Source organism: Caulobacter sp. GW821-FHT12F03 (assembly GCF_058806855.1).
Genome location: NZ_JBXAQC010000008.1, coordinates 152,323 through 167,266, shown reverse-complemented (window position 1 = coordinate 167,266; position 14,944 = coordinate 152,323). Strand labels below are relative to the sequence as shown.

Genomic DNA, 14,944 nt, shown 5'->3' with positions numbered 1-14,944 from the left:
CCATGAAGACTCTTCTGATGACCGCTGCGGCGGCGGGCGCGCTGCTGCTGGGCGCCGCGCCGGCCACGGCCCACGAGCAGCACGGCTGCCTCGACGCCTTCTGCTTCAACGAAGCCCTGTTCACCGCGACCGACACCACGGGCGGCGGCCAGGCTGTTTCGCTGGAGAGCCCGCGCTACGGCGCCTGGGGCTTCGACCTGACGGGCATGGACCGGTCGGTGAAGCCGGGCGACGACTTCTACATGTGGGCCAGCGGCGCGTGGAACGCCCGCACCGAAATCCCGTCCGACCGCACGCGCTTCGGCAACTTCGACGCCCTGGCAATCCTGTCCGAAGCCCGCACCCGCGCGATCATCGAGGATTCCGCCGCCGGCCGCATCACCGGCCCGGACGCGGTCAAGATCGGCGCCGCCTACGCCGCCTTCATGGACGAGGCCCGCGCCGAGCGGCTCGACGTGGCCCCGATCAAGCCCGAGCTGGCCCAGATCATGGCGGCCAGGACCCGCGACGACATCACCGCCCTGATGGGCCGCGCCAACACCTCCGGCTTCTCGACCATCTTCGGCCTGGGCATCGGCGACGACGCCAAGGACCCCACCCGGTACGCCGTCTACGCCGGCGCCGGCGGCCTGGGCCTGCCCGACCGCGACTACTACCTGGACCCGAAGTTCGCCGCCAAGAAGGCCGCCTACGAGGCCTACATCGTCCAGATGCTGACCATGGTCGGCTGGCCGAAGCCCGCCGAGTCGGCCAAGGCCATCATGGCCTTCGAGACCCAGCTGGCCGAGGCTTCCTGGACGCGCATCGAGCGCCGCGACCGCGACAAGACCTACAACCCGATGACCCTGGTCGAGCTGCAGGCGGCGACGCCGGGCTTCAACTGGGATCGCTACCTGCCGGGCACGGAGCTGAAGGGCGTCAATCGCTACATCGTCAGCACCAACACCGCCTTCCCCAAGTTCGCCGCCATCTATTCGGCCACGCCGGTCGACACCCTGAAGGCCTGGGAAGCGTTCCACCTCGTCGACGGCGCCGCGCCGCTGCTGTCGCGCCGGTTCGTCGACGCCAACTTCGAGTTCCGCTCGAAGACGCTGGCCGGACAGCCCGAGCAGAAGCCCCGCTGGAAGCGCGGCGTCGGCTACGTCAACGGCATGCTCGGCGAGCCGGTCGGCAAGGTCTACGTCGCCCGCTATTTCCCGGCCGAGTCGAAGGCCAAGATGGAGGCGCTCGTCGCCAACATCCGCGCGGCGCTGAAGGTCCGCATCGAGCACCTCGACTGGATGAGCCCCGAGACCAAGGTCAAGGCGCTGGAGAAGCTGGCCAAGTTCGGCGTGAAGATCGGCTACCCCGACAAGTGGCGCGACTATTCGGCGCTCGAGATCCGCGCCGACGACGCCTACGGCAACGCCATGCGGGCCGCGAAATTCGACTGGGAATATGACGTCGCCCGCCTCAACGGCCCGGTCGACAAGACCGAGTGGGGCATGACCCCGCAGACGGTCAACGCCTACTACAGCCCGGTGAAGAACGAGATCGTCTTCCCGGCCGCCATCCTTCAGGCGCCGTTCTTTGATCCGCAGGCCGACATGGCCGTCAACTTCGGCGGCATCGGCGGCGTGATCGGCCACGAGATCAGCCACGGCTTCGACGACCAGGGCCGCAAGAGCGACGGCGACGGCGTGCTGCGCGACTGGTGGACGGCCGAGGACGCGACCAAGTTCAAGGTCCAGGCCGACCGCCTGGGCGCCCAGTACTCGGCCTTCGAACCCTATCCCGGGGCGAAGGTGCAGGGCGGGCTGACGATGGGTGAGAACATCGGCGACATGGGCGGCCTCTCGCTGGCCTACGACGCCTACCTCGTCTCGCTGGCCGGCCAGCCGGCGCCCGTGCTCGACGGCTTCACCGGCCAGCAGCGGGTGTTCCTCGGCTGGGCCCAGGTGTGGCGTCAGAAGGCCCGCGAGGACTTCGTCCGCCAGCAGGTCGTCACCGACCCGCACTCGCCGGCCTACTATCGCGTCAACGGCACGATCCGGAACGTCAACGCCTGGTACGACGCCTTCGGCGTGCAGCCCGGCGACAAGCTCTACGTCGCCCCGGCCGACCGCGTGAAGATCTGGTAGCCAGCACGGGGACATGCACCGCAGGTACGTGTCCCCCAATCGAGCGGCCGGTTTAGGGGACATGTACCGAAGCCGGTACATGTCCCCGCTTCCGCCCCGTCACACCCCGAGCGTCTCCAGCACGAAGTCGGCCCGCGCGGCGACGTCGACCTTCGGCAGCTCGACCAGCCGGTAGCCCAGCCGCGCGTAGGTCGCGGTCAGCGGGCCATACTCGGCGACCGCTTCGTCGAGCCCGTGGCGGCGCTCCGCGTCCGTCCGGAAGATCTCCGGCCAGGGCGGCGCGACGAACACTGTCCGGTCATAGCGGCAGACCTCGGCCGCCCGCGGGAAATGGTCCGGGACCGGCACGCCCAGCCACTCTAGCGCGGCCAGCGGCTCAACGATGCTGCGGTCGAAGAAGGCCAGGCCGCCGGCCTCCGCGGCGGTGATGCGCTGGTGAAGCCCGCGCGACAGGGCCAGCTCGGCGAACTTCGCCGGCGCGGTCCAGGGCTGGGCGTCGCCGCCGATCCAGTCCTGCTCCCTGACGATCTGCCGGCCGGGCTCGGCGAACACGCGATGGCCGCGCCGCGCCAGCTCGCCGAGCAGGGTCGATTTGCCGCCGCCGGAGCAGCCGGTGATGACCACCGCCCGGCCCGCGCCGTCGGTGACGCGGGACGGCAGGTAGCCGTCTTCAGGGTTCGAGGTCATGAGGCCTCCTGGGGGATGTTGGGCAAGGGGTGCGTGGTTCGACGCGCCCGTCGGGCGCTGCTCACCATGACGTGCGGCAATACGCGTCATTCTGAGCAGGCCGCGACGCGGCCGTGTCGAAGGGCGCAGGGTGTCGGATACGGGAGGTTTTGACGGCGATGACCAAAAACACAGACCCGCCGCGGGGGATATTCGCGGCGGGTCCGGTTTATTTCTCGATCACTCGATCCAAGCGGGCGTTTCCTCCCCGAAACGCCGTGAGGTAAGAACTCTCAGGGGTTCTAGTTCCTCGCGCAATGTCAAAAGACGGCAATAGACTTTCCCTGTCAAGGGATGGAACGACCCCTACGCGCAACAAAATACGCCGAATTGGCGAATCCAGGGTCGATTGTTGGACCGCCCAGTCAAAACAACGGTCATTTTCGACGTTGCCGTCAGTTTTCTCACCCGATGCGGGTAGCCAGGGCTTCGGCGGCGTCCGACGTCGGCTCGAACATGTGCTCGGGACGACTCGCGGCCACCGGACCGATTCCCGCCCCCGCCAGCAGGGCCTGGGCCTGCAGCAGGTCGCGCTCGGCGATCAGCAGGCCGTTGGCCCGCGGCCGCGCGCCACGCTGGACCAGCTCCGCCAGCGCCGACCGGGCCGCGACATCCGCCTCGGCCGGCCAGACCAGCATCATCGAGCCCCGCGCCCGCGCCCGGGCCTCGACCACCCCCAGCAGCTGCCGCACCACGGCCAGCCGGTCGGCGTCCCAGTCAGCGGACAGCGAGGCCGCCAGCTGCGCCTGACTCTTCAGGATCACGCCGTCGCCGACGATCTTCAGATGGTTGGCCGCCAAGGTCGCGCCGGTGGTGGTGATGTCGACGATGATCTCCGCCGCGCCGGAGGCCGGGGCCCCTTCGGTCGCGCCGCCCGATTCCACGATGCGGTAGTCGGCCACGCCGCAGCGGGCGAAGAAGGCCCGCGTCTGGACCAGATACTTGGTCGCCACCCGCAGCCGCCTGCCGGTGCGCACCAGATGGGCGTGCGCCACCTCCTCGAGGTCGGCCATGGTCTCGACATCGAGCCAGCCGCGCGGCACGGCGACGATCAGGTCGGCCTTGCCGAAGCCCAGGGCCCGCAGCAGCATGACCCGGCTGTCGAGGTCGGCGACCTGTTCGCGCAGCAGGTCCTCGCCGGTGACGCCCAGGTGGATCTCGCCGCTGTCGAGCGCAGCGGCGATGTCGGAGGCCGACAGCAGCCGCACCTCGACCTTCGGCAGGGCCGGAATGGCGGCGGTATAGCCGCGCCCGCCGGCGGCCGACGACAGCGGCAGACCGGCGTCGGCCAGCCAGGCCTCGACCTGCTCCTTCAGACGCCCCTTCGAGGGGATCGCCAGAATCAACGGTCCGGTCATTCCACGCCTCCCGCGAAAGCCCTGGCCGGCCGCACCATGCAGCCGACCGCGCCCTGGGCCGAAGGCGCGCCGAGCCGCGCCGGCAGGCCGTCGTAGCGACCGCCGGCCGCCACGGGCCGTTCCTCGCCCAGCGCGGCGCTGCGCACCTCGAACACCAGGCCGTCGTAGTAGCCGAAGGCCCGCCCGAAGGCCGCCGTCAGGGTGATCCGGTCGGCGGGCACGCCCTGGGACGTCAGCCCGTCGAGCCGCCGTTTCCAGACGGCCAGCGCCGCCTCGATGGCGCCAGGAGCGGGGCCCGCCAGCGCGCGGATCGCGGCCAGCGCCTCCCGGGGCGCCGCGGACACGGCCAGATAGCGGCGCACGGCGTCGGCCTCGGCGAGCGTCAGCGGCGGCGTGCGGGCGGCCTCGGCCCGATCGGCCAGACGGCGAACGATCTCCCCGGCCGGGCGACTGCCGACCGGCTCGATGCCGGCGATGGACCACAGCCGGCGCAGGGCCGCCTCGCCCTCCCCGTCCGGCACGCCTTCCAGCGGATTGATCTGCCGCGCGGCGGCCTCGTCGGTCGGCTGGCCGGCGCGGTCGAGCTCGGCCTGCAACAGGCGGGGGCGGGTGAACAGCCGCTTGAGCCGTCCGGCCAGCGCCGGCGTCAGGGCCAGGCTGTCGATGAAGGCCGCGAACAGGGCGATGTCGCCGACGATCAGCGACAGGTCGGTCCGCCCGCCGGCCGCCGCCGAGCGCCAGGCCAGGCCGACGACCTCGACATCGGCCGTCGCCGCGTCATCGCCGCCGAAGGCCTCGACGCCGATCTGCAGGAATTCCTCGGCCCGACCCGAGCCGGCCGGCGCGGCGCGGAAGGCCTTGCCTTCGTAGGCGTAGCGTCCGGCCGCGGCGCCGCCGGCGATGTGCGCCCGCGCCACGGGAATGGTGAAGTCCGGCCGCATGGCCAACTCCTCGCCGCCTTCGGCCTGGACCACGAACAGGCGGGGCCGCATGGCCTCCCCCGACAGGTCCAGCAGCAGGGCCAGCGGCTGCAGCACCGGAACCTCGACGGCGGCGGCGCCGGCCGTGGCGAACGGCGCGCGGATCGCCGCCAGGGCCTCGGCGGGTACGGGGGGCTCCAGTCTCATCGAGCGGCGTCCACGATCTTGCGCACGGCGGCGACGAGGTCGGCGCGCGGGATGGTCTGCTGGCCGGGCCGTTCGGCCTTCCAGGCGGCGTTGTCGGTGACGTCCTTCGACAGGTCGCGGCCGAGGTCGAGGTCCTTGATCGTCACGGTTCCGGCGGCGAACTCGTCCTCGCCGATGATCACCGCGGCCGGGGCCATGCGGCGGTCGGCGTACTTCATCTGCGGCCGCATGCCGGAGGTCCCGAGATAGACCTCGGCGGCGATGCCGCCCGCCCGCAGCTCGCCGGCGACGGCGAAATAGTCGGCCATCCGCGCCTGGTCGAAGGCGATGATCACCACCGGCCCGCGGTTCTCGCCGGCCTCCTCGCGGCCCGCCGCCTTCAGCGCCGCCGCCAGCCGCGACACGCCGAACGAGAAGCCCGTCGCCGGGGTTCGCTCGCCGGTGAACCGCGCCACCAGGTCGTCATAGCGACCGCCGCCACCGATCGAGCCGAAGCGCATCGGCTGGCCCTTGTCATCGGTGGTCTCCAGCAGCAGCTCGGCCTCGAACACCGCGCCGGTGTAGTACTCAAGCCCGCGCACGATGGAGGGGTCGAACACAGCCTGTTCGTCGCTGATTCCCAGGCCCTTCAGGGCCGCGTCGATCTTGGCCAGTTCCTCGAGGCCCTCCTGCCCGCCGATGGCGCGCGTCGTGTCCGAGAGCCAGTCGAGGAAGTCGGAGCGGGAAACCGCCGGCGCCTGCAGATAGCCCAGCACGTCGTCGATCGCCGACTTCGAAAGCCCGGCGCCCTTTGTAAAGGCGCCCGATTCATCCAGACGGCCTTCGCCAAGGAGCAGGGTCACGCCGTCGATGCCGAGGCGGTCCAGCTTGTCCATTGCGCGCAGCACGGCGAGCTTCTGCCCGGCATCGGTAACGCCCGTGCCATCGAGAACACCGTCCAGCAGCTTGCGGTTGTTGATCTTCATCACCGCCGTGCCGCGCGGCAGGCCGGCGGCCTCGAGGCCGGCCACGGCCAGGGCGATGATCTCCGCGTCCGCTTCCGGCCGCGCAGAACCGACGGTGTCGGCGTCGCACTGGATGAACTCGCGGAACCGGCCCGGGCCCGGCTTCTCGTTGCGCCAGACCGGCCCGAAGGCATAGCGGCGATAGGGCTTGGGCAGGGTCTCCCAGTTCTGCGCCGCGAACCGGGCCAGCGGCGCGGTCAGGTCGTAGCGCAGGGCCATCCACTGCTCGTCGTCGTCCTGCAGCGCGAACACGCCCTCGTTGGGCCGGTCGCTGTCGGGCAGGAACTTGCCCAGCGCGTCGGCGTACTCGAACGCCCCGGTGTCGAGCGGCTCGAAGCCCCACTGCTCGTAGACCCTGGACACCTGTTCGACGATCCGCCGCTCGGCTCGCAGCGTGGCGGCGCGCTTGTCGGCGAATCCGCGCGGGGCGCGGGCTTCGGGGCGGAAAGGCTGGTCGGTCATATCAAGCTCTCATCGGGTCGGTCGGGCCGGATGGAGCTGTCTTCAGCCCCATCCGCGTCGGGCGGGGCCGGAGGGGTGGAGCGCTGGCCTCAGGCCGCGCGAACCCGTTCCGTCCCGCGAGGGATGGCGTGGTGGCTGCCGTGATGGTGCGAGGCGCGGGTCATCGGGGCGGGTCTATAGTGGAACTCTTGCGAAAGGGCTAGCGCTTCGAAGGCTTGCGGCGATGGCGAAGCCGCGCGCCCAGATGGACGTGAAAGGACAGGAGCAGGACCGCCCCCGCCAAGGCCCGCAGGTCAATGCCCCTCACGGCGCCGGAGGGCAGGACGGCCAAGGCGATGAGCGCGACGATCCCCCATCCGAGGATGACGGGCCAGATCGGCCGGCGGCGCATCTTCGGCTCGGGATCGCTGACCTTGCTCATGACACGGCGTCGCGCCTCAACCGCGCGATCAACGCCGCCGTCGACGGATCGTGCGCCCCGGCCTCGCCGCCCTGCAGTTCGCCCAGCACCGCCGTCGCCAGGGTCTTGCCCAGCTCCACGCCCCACTGGTCGAAGCTGTTGATGTCCCACAGCACCCCCTCGACGAACACCTTGTGCTCATAGAGGGCGATCAGGGCGCCCAGCGTCTTCGGCGACAGCCGGTCCATCAGGATGAAGCTCGACGGCCGGTCGCCAGGGAAGTGGCGGTGCGGCTCGGCGGCGTTGGCCGACCCGGTCATCAGGGCCTCGGCCTGGGCGATGGCGTTGGCCAGCAGGATCGCCTGCTGCGGCTTGGGCCCTTCCTCGGCCCTGGCCACGGCGACGAAGTCGACCGGGATCACGTCGGTCCCCTGGTGCAGCATCTGGAAGAAGGCGTGCTGATCGTTGGTGCCGGCGTTGCCGAACACGGCGGTGGCGGTGGCATGGGCCACGGGCGCGCCGGACAGGGTCACCCGCTTGCCGTTGGACTCCATTTCCAGCTGCTGCAGGTAGCTGGCCAGCAGCCCCAGCCGGTCGGCGTAGGGCTCGACCACCCGCACGGGGCGGCCCAGGCCATTGCGGTTGAACACATGGGCCAGCGCCAGAAGCACCGGGGCGTTGGCCGCCAGAGGGGCCGTGCGGAAGTGGTCGTCCATCGCCGCCGCGCCGGCCATCAGCGCCTCGAACCGGTCCCAGCCGAGCGCAATGGCGCAGCTGAGGCCGACGGCCGACATCACCGAGTAACGGCCGCCGACCCAGTCCTCGAAGCCGAATACCCGCTCCGCCGGAATGCCGAACGCCGCGCAGGCCGCCAGGTTGGTCGAGGCCGCCGCCAGGTTGGCGTCGCCGTCGGGGCCGAGGAAGGCGTGCAGCCAGCCGCGCGCGGCGGCGGCGTTGGCCATGGTCTCCTGGGTGGTGAAGGTCTTGGAGACGATGACGATCAGCGTCGTTTCCGGGTTCAGCCCGGCCATCGCCTGGGCCAGGTCGGACGGGTCGACATTGCCGACGAAGCGCAGGGCGATGTCCGGCTCCAGCCGCTTCAGCGCCCGCCAGACGAAGCGGGGCCCGAGGTCCGAGCCGCCGATGCCGATATGGACGACGGTGGTGAACGGCCGGCCCGTCGCGCCACAGATCTCGCCCGACCGGACGGCCCTGGCGAAGGCCTTCATCCGGCCGCGCACGGCCTCGACCTCGCCGGACACCGGCTTGCCGACGGCCCTGAAGTCCGCCCCGTCCGGCGCGCGCAGGGCCATATGCAGGGCGGCGCGCGTCTCGGTGATGTTGACGGCCTCGCCGGCGAACAGCCGGTCCCGCGCGGCCTCGACCCCGGCGGCCCGGGCCAGGTCCAGGCCGGCGTCGAGGCCGGCGCCGCTCCACGGCTGCTTGCTGAGGTCCAGCCGCAGGCCGCAGGCCTCGACCACCATTCGCTCAAGCCGATCCGGCTCGGCGGCGAAGTGATCGACGATTCGCGTCCCGCCATCCTGGCGGGCGGCGGCTTCAAAGGCGGTCCAGGCGGCGGTCAGGTCGGTCATGAGGGCTCCGGCGGCCAAGCCCGCGGCAACACGGCGTTTACCATAACGGGCTTACCAGAGGGCAAACGCCCATTCACCGAGGGACGCTCCATGTCCTGTGACGCTGTCGCCCTTGCCGCCACCCTGTGGCTCACCGCCGCCAGCCCCATGGCGGCGACCGCCACGTCGGCCGTCGCCGTCAGCGCCCCGCCGTCGTCGGTGGCCAGCGAGCCGCTGTTCATGGACATCGTCAAACGGGCCGACGCCCTGAAGACCGAGGTCGACGGCTGGAAGGGCAAGGACGGCCCCCTGCCCGGCTGGGACACGTTCGCGCAACAGATCACCGAGCTCTCCGGCCTCGACATGCAGGCCCACCTGCTGCTCAAGGCGCGCGGCACGGACGGCGACCTGAAGTGCATCCTGCGCGGCATCTCGCAGGACCTGCCGGTGCGGCTGAAGGAAGTCCAGGACGCCGTCGACACGCGCACGCGCGACATGGCGCTGAAGGAGATGTTCTGGCTGCTGCGCGACAACGTCGAGGTGATCACCACCCCGCCGACGGCGACCAGCGGGACCTAAACCCCACACCCGTCATCGTCGGAATTTTGCGGGGCGCGAGCGAGCCCTACCGTTTCGCTGCCTGGCCGATGGCCTTGAGGACCAGGCCCTCGGTCAGCAGCTGCGGCAGCACCACCGGCTCGCCGCCATCGGCGCCATAGACCAGATACAGCGGCACCCCGGCCCGGCCGTGTTCGGCCAGGGCCGCGGCGATGGTTGCGTCGCGGTTGGTCCAGTCGGCCACGAGATAGACCGCCCCGGCCGCCCTGGACGCCTCGGCGACCGCCGGCCGCGAGATTGCTGCGGCGTCGTTGACCTGGCAGGTCACGCACCAGGCGGCGGTGAAGTTGACGAACACCGGCTTGCCCTCCGCCCGCAGCGCGGCGACCCGCTCGGGCGACCAGGGCTCGGACGGCAGGTCCGCCCTGGCCTCCGTCTCCGCCGGCGCGTCGGTCAGGGCGACCGCGGCGCGCGGCGCCATGGCCAGGCCATAGATCAGTCCGGCCACGGCCAGCAGGGCCAGCAGCGCAAGGCCGCGCAGCACCGGAGCCTTCTCCCGCTTCTGCGCCCGGCCGAACAGCCAGCCGGCGAAGGCCGCCGTCACCGCCGCGGCGAGGCCGAGGCCGAGGCCCAGCGACCCCGTCTGCTGCGCCAGCACCCAGGTCAGCCAGGCGGCGGTGCCGTACATCGGGAAGGCCAGCACGTTACGCAGGGTCTCCATCCACGCCCCCGGCTTCGGCATCAGCCGCAGCAGCGCCGGCGCGAACGACAGGGCCACGAACGGCGCGGCGAGCCCGAGGCCGAGAAAGGCGAACACCGACAGCGACACCACCGGGCTCTGGGTCAGGGCGAAGCCCATCGCCGGGCCCATGAAGGGCGCGGTGCAGGGCGCGGCCACGACCACCGCCAGCACGCCCGTCAGGACGCTGCCCAGCAGGCCGCGGCTGTTGTCGGCCAGCGTGCCGCCGACGCCCTGCAGCGAGGTCCCGATCTCGAACACGCCCGACAGGTTCAGCGCCACCAGCAGCATCAGCACCGACAGCGCGGCCACGGCGGCCGGCGACTGCAGCTGGAAGCCCCAGCCGACGGCGGCGCCGGCGGCCTTCAGCGCGATCAGCACGCCCGCCAGCGCGACGAACGAGGCCACCACCCCGAACAGGTAGGCCAGGCCCTGATGCCGCGCGGCCTTCGCCTCGTGCGCATGGCCGGCCAGCGAGGCGGCCTTCATCGACAGGATCGGGAAGACGCAGGGCATCAGGTTGAGGATCAGCCCGCCGAGGAAGGCGAACAGCAGGGCGACGGGCAGGCCGAGCGGGAAGCCGGCGGCGGGCGCGGACACCACGCCGAGACCCGACGCCCCGGCCGGCAAGGCGCCCGCCTCCGCCGAGATCTCGAACGCCCGGTCGCCCAGCGCCAGCACCCCGGCGAGCGTCTTGGGCGCGGTTCCTTGGGTGAAGTCATAGCCGCCGGGCACGCGGATCGTCAGCCCGTCCGGGCCGCGCTCGACGACCTGAGGATCGGCGTGCTTGATCGCCGTGCCGCTGAACGGGAAGAACCAGGCGCCGGCGAGGTCGGCGCCTTTCAGCTCGGCGCCGGTCACGGCCAGCGACAGCGTGCCGCCGGTCACGGCGAAGACCGCGCCCAGGTTCGACGGCTTGGGCGCCCTGGCGAGGGTCTCGGCGATGCGCGGGCCCCAGACCTTGTCCGGTTGCGGCGGTCCGGCGACCACCGGCAGGTCCAGGCTGAGCGTGGCGTCTTCGGGGATGCAGGTCTCGGCGCACACGAGGAAGCTGACCGCTACCTGCAGCCGCGCGGTCTGGCCGGGCTTCGCCATCGCCGGAACCTCGACGGGCACGGGCAGCAGCACCTCGCCCTCATAGGCGTAGACGCCCAGCTGGTTGGGCTTTTCGCCCTCCAGCAGCAGCTTGGGCGCGGGCCACACGATCTCGCCGGCCTTCCAGCCGGCGGGCAGGGTCCAGGCCAGCCTGGTGGCGTTGCCGGCGTCGCCCGGATTGCGCCAGTAGGTGTGCCAGTCCTTCACGATCTTCTGCCGCACGGCGACGAACACCGTGCCGCCCGGGACCGCGGCCTCCTGGGCCACCAGTTCGGCCTCGATGTGGCCCGTGTTCACCGGCGCGGCGAGCGCGGGGGCGGCGGTCAGGGCCAGCAGGACGGCCAGGAGGGTGCTCAGTCGCATAATGCAGCTATATGGCCCGCGAGGGCCCCTCGACAACGGCGGTGCGCCCGCCATGATCGACGCCGAACCCATGAGGACCGAGATGCCCGTCAACCACGCCTGGATTCTGAACAAGCGGCCTGTCGGCGAGATCGCCCCCGGCGACCTGGAATATGTCGAGCGGCCGCTGCGCGCGCTGGAGCCCGGCGAAGTTCTGGTGCGCAACGTCTACCTCTCGCTGGACCCTACCAACCGCATCTGGATGAGCGACCAGGACCAGTACCTGCCGCCCGTCGAGGTCGGCGACGTGATGCGTGGCGGGACCATCGGCGTGGTCGAGGAAAGCCGCTCCGACCGGTTCCCGGTCGGAACTTCCGTCAACGCGGGCCTGTCCGGCTGGCAGAGCTACTCCATCGCCCACGAAGCGACGCTGAGCCCGGTGCCGGCCCTGCCCGGCGTGCCGATGACCGCCTTCATGAGCGTGCTCGGCGCCACGGGCCTGACGGCCTGGTACGGCATGGTCGACATCGGCAAGCCGCAGCCGGGCGAGACAGTGGTCGTCTCGGCGGCGGCGGGCGCGGTCGGCTCGATCGCCGGCCAGATCGCCAAGCTCAAGGGCGCCCGGGTCATCGGCATCGCCGGCGGCCCGGAGAAGTGCGCCTGGCTGGTCGACGAACTCGGCTTCGACGGGGCCATCGACTACAAGAACGAGGACGTCGGCGCGGCGCTGGACAAGCTCTGCCCGAACGGCATCGACGTGAACTTCGAGAACGTCGGCGGCGCGATCATGGACGCGGTCATCGCCCGGATGAACAACTTCAGCCGCATGCCCCTGTGCGGCATGATCAGCACCTACAACACCGAGGGGCCGATCCCGGGACCCAGCGACTTCGCCCGGGTGCTGATGCGCCGGATCATGATCCGCGGCTTCATCGTCATCGACTTCATCCCGCGCGCCGGCGAGGCGCTGGCCGAGCTGGCGCCCTGGGTCCTGCAGGGCCAGATCAAATGGAAGGCGCACGCCGTCGACGGGCTGGAAAACGCCGCCGAGGCGGTCAAGCGGCTGTTCACCGGCGACCACGACGGCAAGCTGCTGATTCGCATCTCGGCGGAGCCCTGAGACCATGCCTTCCAGCTTTGACGACATCTCGATCGGCCAGGTGATCAACCTCGGCGCCGTGGCGGTCGACGCCGCGGCGCTCGACGGCTTCGTCCGCGCCTTCACCACGGGCTGGGACAGCGAGCGCGGCGCCCCGGACGCGATGGTCTACGCGCTGTGGTCGCGGCTGGAGGAGCATGCCTCGGCCGACTGGCCGCAGACCAAGCGGCTGGGCGTCGACGCGCTGCGCTGGGCGCGCAACCCGCCGGTCGGCGAATTGCTGCGCGGTCGCATGACGGTGATGGGCAAGGACCCGGTTGGCGAGGACAAGGGCATCATCATCGCCCAGCACGACCTGCTCGACGAGGCCGGGCGCCTCGTCTTCTCCTGTCTCACGCGCAGCGTGTTCGCCCGCTAGAGCCAGGGATCGCGGCCGCCCCCGAGGAGCGGCCGCGGCGTCCTGATCAGGACTTGTTGACGCCGATCTGGATCGAACGCTCGCTGGCGACCGCGACCAGGCGGTCCCACGCGACCAGCGAGGTCAGGTGGTTGTAGATCTTCTCCAGCGCGCCGTTGTCGCGCAGGCTGGCCAGCTGTTCGGGCGTCAGGGCGTTCAGCTTGGCTTCCGAGACGGCGAAGTACTCGGCCAGCTTCACCGGCTCGATCGTGCCGTCATCCTTCGGCATGTTGAAGGTCGTCTCGCGCATCTCGAACAGGTCGAGGTCGGCGAGCAGCTTGATGAAGGATTCGGTGCGGCGACGCTCGCCCTCGAAGTCCTCGCAGAACTTGATGGCGTTCTGGGTGTATTCCGACGGCTCGCCGTTCTCCAGGAACAGCGGGACTTCGGCCTTCGCCTTGTCGGTGAAGATGGTCGCGGTGCGCTCGATGCAGACGACCATGCGGTCCTGCTTCTCGTCGGTGGCCAGCACGAACGGATAGCGGCGGATGTAGGCCGGCACGTAGCCGCCGATGGTGAACGAGCCGTCCTCGTTGACGAACAGGTTCTCACCCTGGTTGACGCCCAGCACGCCCAGCGGCGTGTAGTCGGGGCCGGCGAAGATGATCGGGAAGCTGATCGCGGCGAAGGTGAATTCGGCCACGGTCAGGGGCACGACGTGCGCCTTGGCGGCGAAGCCGAACGGCTTGTCCATGCGCTGGACGCCCAGGCCGCTGTGCTGGTCGCGGCTCAGGGGTTCGGGGGTCGTGTAGAACAGGAGGCTGCCGGAAACCGGGCTGGGGGCGGCGGCTGGGGTCTTGGCCATTCGAGACTCTTATAGCTGCGGGCGGAACCGGCCGCGATGAAGGTGAGCCGGCGCTTCTAGCCGATCAGAGGGAACCCGGCAATCCGACCTCCCGTCTTGCGGATTGCGGCATCAACGCGCTTCAATCACCGCAAGAAGAAAACCCCGGGAGCCGTCCATGCCTATCGCCTACCCCGAGATTCTGTCGCTCGCGACCGAGAACCAGCCGTTCGCCTGGACCGACAAGGACACGATGCTCTACGCCCTGGGCATCGGCATGGGCTCGGACCCGATGAATCTGGACGAGCTGCCGTTCGTCTATGAGAGCGGCCTGAAGGCCGTGCCGACCATGGCCACCACCGTCGCCTGGGGCGCGGGGCCGGGGCTCGGCAAGCTGGGCATCAACTTCCTGCTGGTGGTCCACGGCGAGCAGAAGGTCGAGTTTCACAAGCCGCTGCCGACCGAGGCGCAGGTGCTGGCCAACAGCCGGATCATCGGCGCCTACGACAAGGGCGACAAGGGCGCGGTGATCTACAACGAGACGGTGCTGGTCGACGCCAAGTCTGGCGAGAAGATCGCCACCCTGACCGGCTCGACCTTCGCCCGCGGCGACGGCCATTTCGGCGGGCCGGCGGAGGGCGGACCCGAGCCGCATGTGGTCCCGACCCGCGCGCCGGACCTGTCGGTCGACATCGCCACGAGGCCGGATCAGGCGCTGATCTACCGCCTCAGCGGCGACCGCAATCCGCTGCACTCCGATCCGCGCATCGCGGCGGCGGCGGGCTTCCCGCGCCCGATCCTGCACGGTCTGTGCACCTACGGCATCACCTGCCGGGCGGTGCTGCAGGAATACTGCGGCTTCGATCCGGCGAAGATCAAAAGCCACCAGGTCCGCTTCTCCAGCCCGGTGTTCCCGGGCGAAACGATCACCGTCGACCTGTGGAAGGATGGCGATGTCGTCTCGTTCGAGGCCCGGGTGAAGTCGCGCGGCGTCACGGTGGTGAAGAACGGCAAGACACTGCTGGGTTAGCCGGCGGGGACATGTACCGCAGGTACGTGTCCCCCAATCGAGCGGGACATGTACCGCAGGTACGTGTCCCCC

At 70.7% G+C, this 14,944-nt stretch carries 13 protein-coding genes; 5 read left to right on the top strand and 8 right to left on the bottom strand.

What is annotated here, in order from left to right; genetic code table 11:
- Nucleotides 1–2 precede the first annotated feature (2 nt).
- Nucleotides 3–2,120 carry a M13 family metallopeptidase gene (locus AC1RN0_RS17145; RefSeq protein ID WP_492788678.1) on the top strand — a complete coding sequence of 706 codons (2,118 nt, stop codon included), beginning with the start codon at nucleotides 3–5 and terminating at the stop codon, nucleotides 2,118–2,120.
- A 99-nt stretch (nucleotides 2,121–2,219) separates the two neighbouring features.
- On the opposite strand, the gene AC1RN0_RS17140 is transcribed toward AC1RN0_RS17145, so the two are convergent.
- The 6 genes from AC1RN0_RS17140 to pgi form a co-directional block, all read right to left on the bottom strand.
- Nucleotides 2,220–2,807: an AAA family ATPase gene (locus AC1RN0_RS17140; protein ID WP_492788677.1), complete on the bottom strand. Its 588-nt coding sequence runs from the start codon at nucleotides 2,805–2,807 to the stop codon at nucleotides 2,220–2,222.
- Between the two features lie 443 nt (nucleotides 2,808–3,250).
- Complete coding sequence (gene hisG / locus AC1RN0_RS17135) at nucleotides 3,251–4,204, bottom strand: ATP phosphoribosyltransferase (RefSeq protein WP_492788676.1); 954 nt, start codon at nucleotides 4,202–4,204, stop codon at nucleotides 3,251–3,253.
- The gene (locus AC1RN0_RS17130) at nucleotides 4,201–5,331 is read right to left on the bottom strand and encodes an ATP phosphoribosyltransferase regulatory subunit (RefSeq protein WP_492788675.1); all 1,131 of its coding nucleotides are present in this window, start codon (nucleotides 5,329–5,331) and stop codon (nucleotides 4,201–4,203) included. The genes hisG and AC1RN0_RS17130 overlap by 4 nt, the downstream gene beginning before the upstream one ends.
- Nucleotides 5,328–6,797 carry a histidine--tRNA ligase gene (hisS, locus tag AC1RN0_RS17125; RefSeq protein ID WP_492788674.1) on the bottom strand — a complete coding sequence of 490 codons (1,470 nt, stop codon included), beginning with the start codon at nucleotides 6,795–6,797 and terminating at the stop codon, nucleotides 5,328–5,330. Before hisS ends, AC1RN0_RS17130 begins: the two co-directional genes overlap by 4 nt.
- Nucleotides 6,798–6,996: 199 nt before the next feature.
- Nucleotides 6,997–7,218 (bottom strand): hypothetical protein, encoded by a 222-nt coding sequence (locus tag AC1RN0_RS17120; protein ID WP_492788673.1) that lies wholly within the window; start codon nucleotides 7,216–7,218, stop codon nucleotides 6,997–6,999.
- The gene (gene pgi, locus AC1RN0_RS17115) at nucleotides 7,215–8,789 is read right to left on the bottom strand and encodes a glucose-6-phosphate isomerase (RefSeq protein WP_492788672.1); all 1,575 of its coding nucleotides are present in this window, start codon (nucleotides 8,787–8,789) and stop codon (nucleotides 7,215–7,217) included. The genes AC1RN0_RS17120 and pgi overlap by 4 nt, the downstream gene beginning before the upstream one ends.
- A gap of 90 nt (nucleotides 8,790–8,879) precedes the next feature.
- On the opposite strand from pgi, the gene AC1RN0_RS17110 reads away from it, so the two are divergent.
- Complete coding sequence (locus tag AC1RN0_RS17110; RefSeq protein ID WP_492788671.1) at nucleotides 8,880–9,347, top strand: hypothetical protein; 468 nt, start codon at nucleotides 8,880–8,882, stop codon at nucleotides 9,345–9,347.
- A 46-nt stretch (nucleotides 9,348–9,393) separates the two neighbouring features.
- On the opposite strand, the gene AC1RN0_RS17105 is transcribed toward AC1RN0_RS17110, so the two are convergent.
- Nucleotides 9,394–11,523: a protein-disulfide reductase DsbD family protein gene (locus AC1RN0_RS17105; RefSeq protein ID WP_492788670.1), complete on the bottom strand. Its 2,130-nt coding sequence runs from the start codon at nucleotides 11,521–11,523 to the stop codon at nucleotides 9,394–9,396.
- A 52-nt stretch (nucleotides 11,524–11,575) separates the two neighbouring features.
- Here AC1RN0_RS17105 and AC1RN0_RS17100 point away from each other — a divergent pair, with 52 nt between their 5' ends.
- Together AC1RN0_RS17100 and AC1RN0_RS17095 are read left to right on the top strand one after the other, a co-directional pair.
- Nucleotides 11,576–12,622 carry an NADP-dependent oxidoreductase gene (locus AC1RN0_RS17100; protein ID WP_492788669.1) on the top strand — a complete coding sequence of 349 codons (1,047 nt, stop codon included), beginning with the start codon at nucleotides 11,576–11,578 and terminating at the stop codon, nucleotides 12,620–12,622.
- A 4-nt stretch (nucleotides 12,623–12,626) separates the two neighbouring features.
- Nucleotides 12,627–13,019: an acyl dehydratase gene (locus AC1RN0_RS17095; RefSeq protein ID WP_492788668.1), complete on the top strand. Its 393-nt coding sequence runs from the start codon at nucleotides 12,627–12,629 to the stop codon at nucleotides 13,017–13,019.
- Between the two features lie 46 nt (nucleotides 13,020–13,065).
- On the opposite strand, the gene AC1RN0_RS17090 is transcribed toward AC1RN0_RS17095, so the two are convergent.
- On the bottom strand, nucleotides 13,066–13,863 hold the full coding sequence (locus AC1RN0_RS17090) for a SapC family protein (protein ID WP_492788667.1): 798 nt from the start codon (nucleotides 13,861–13,863) through the stop codon (nucleotides 13,066–13,068).
- Between the two features lie 157 nt (nucleotides 13,864–14,020).
- On the opposite strand from AC1RN0_RS17090, the gene AC1RN0_RS17085 reads away from it, so the two are divergent.
- Nucleotides 14,021–14,872, top strand: a complete 852-nt coding sequence (locus AC1RN0_RS17085) for a MaoC/PaaZ C-terminal domain-containing protein (RefSeq protein ID WP_492788666.1) — start codon at nucleotides 14,021–14,023, stop codon at nucleotides 14,870–14,872.
- The last annotated feature ends 72 nt before the right edge of the window (nucleotides 14,873–14,944 follow it).

What these genes read in the sequence shown, in the direction of transcription:
- AC1RN0_RS17145 (WP_492788678.1), top strand. Translation starts at nt 3, where the DNA reads ATGAAGACTCTTCTGATGACCGCTGCGGCGGCGGGCGCGCTGCTGCTG.
- AC1RN0_RS17095 (WP_492788668.1), top strand. Translation starts at nt 12,627, where the DNA reads ATGCCTTCCAGCTTTGACGACATCTCGATCGGCCAGGTGATCAACCTC.
- AC1RN0_RS17100 (WP_492788669.1), top strand. Translation starts at nt 11,576, where the DNA reads ATGATCGACGCCGAACCCATGAGGACCGAGATGCCCGTCAACCACGCC.
- AC1RN0_RS17130 (WP_492788675.1), bottom strand. Translation starts at nt 5,331, where the DNA reads ATGAGACTGGAGCCCCCCGTACCCGCCGAGGCCCTGGCGGCGATCCGC.
- hisS (WP_492788674.1), bottom strand. Translation starts at nt 6,797, where the DNA reads ATGACCGACCAGCCTTTCCGCCCCGAAGCCCGCGCCCCGCGCGGATTC.
- pgi (WP_492788672.1), bottom strand. Translation starts at nt 8,789, where the DNA reads ATGACCGACCTGACCGCCGCCTGGACCGCCTTTGAAGCCGCCGCCCGC.
- AC1RN0_RS17085 (WP_492788666.1), top strand. Translation starts at nt 14,021, where the DNA reads ATGCCTATCGCCTACCCCGAGATTCTGTCGCTCGCGACCGAGAACCAG.
- AC1RN0_RS17110 (WP_492788671.1), top strand. Translation starts at nt 8,880, where the DNA reads ATGTCCTGTGACGCTGTCGCCCTTGCCGCCACCCTGTGGCTCACCGCC.
- AC1RN0_RS17105 (WP_492788670.1), bottom strand. Translation starts at nt 11,523, where the DNA reads ATGCGACTGAGCACCCTCCTGGCCGTCCTGCTGGCCCTGACCGCCGCC.
- AC1RN0_RS17140 (WP_492788677.1), bottom strand. Translation starts at nt 2,807, where the DNA reads ATGACCTCGAACCCTGAAGACGGCTACCTGCCGTCCCGCGTCACCGAC.
- hisG (WP_492788676.1), bottom strand. Translation starts at nt 4,204, where the DNA reads ATGACCGGACCGTTGATTCTGGCGATCCCCTCGAAGGGGCGTCTGAAG.
- AC1RN0_RS17090 (WP_492788667.1), bottom strand. Translation starts at nt 13,863, where the DNA reads ATGGCCAAGACCCCAGCCGCCGCCCCCAGCCCGGTTTCCGGCAGCCTC.
- AC1RN0_RS17120 (WP_492788673.1), bottom strand. Translation starts at nt 7,218, where the DNA reads ATGAGCAAGGTCAGCGATCCCGAGCCGAAGATGCGCCGCCGGCCGATC.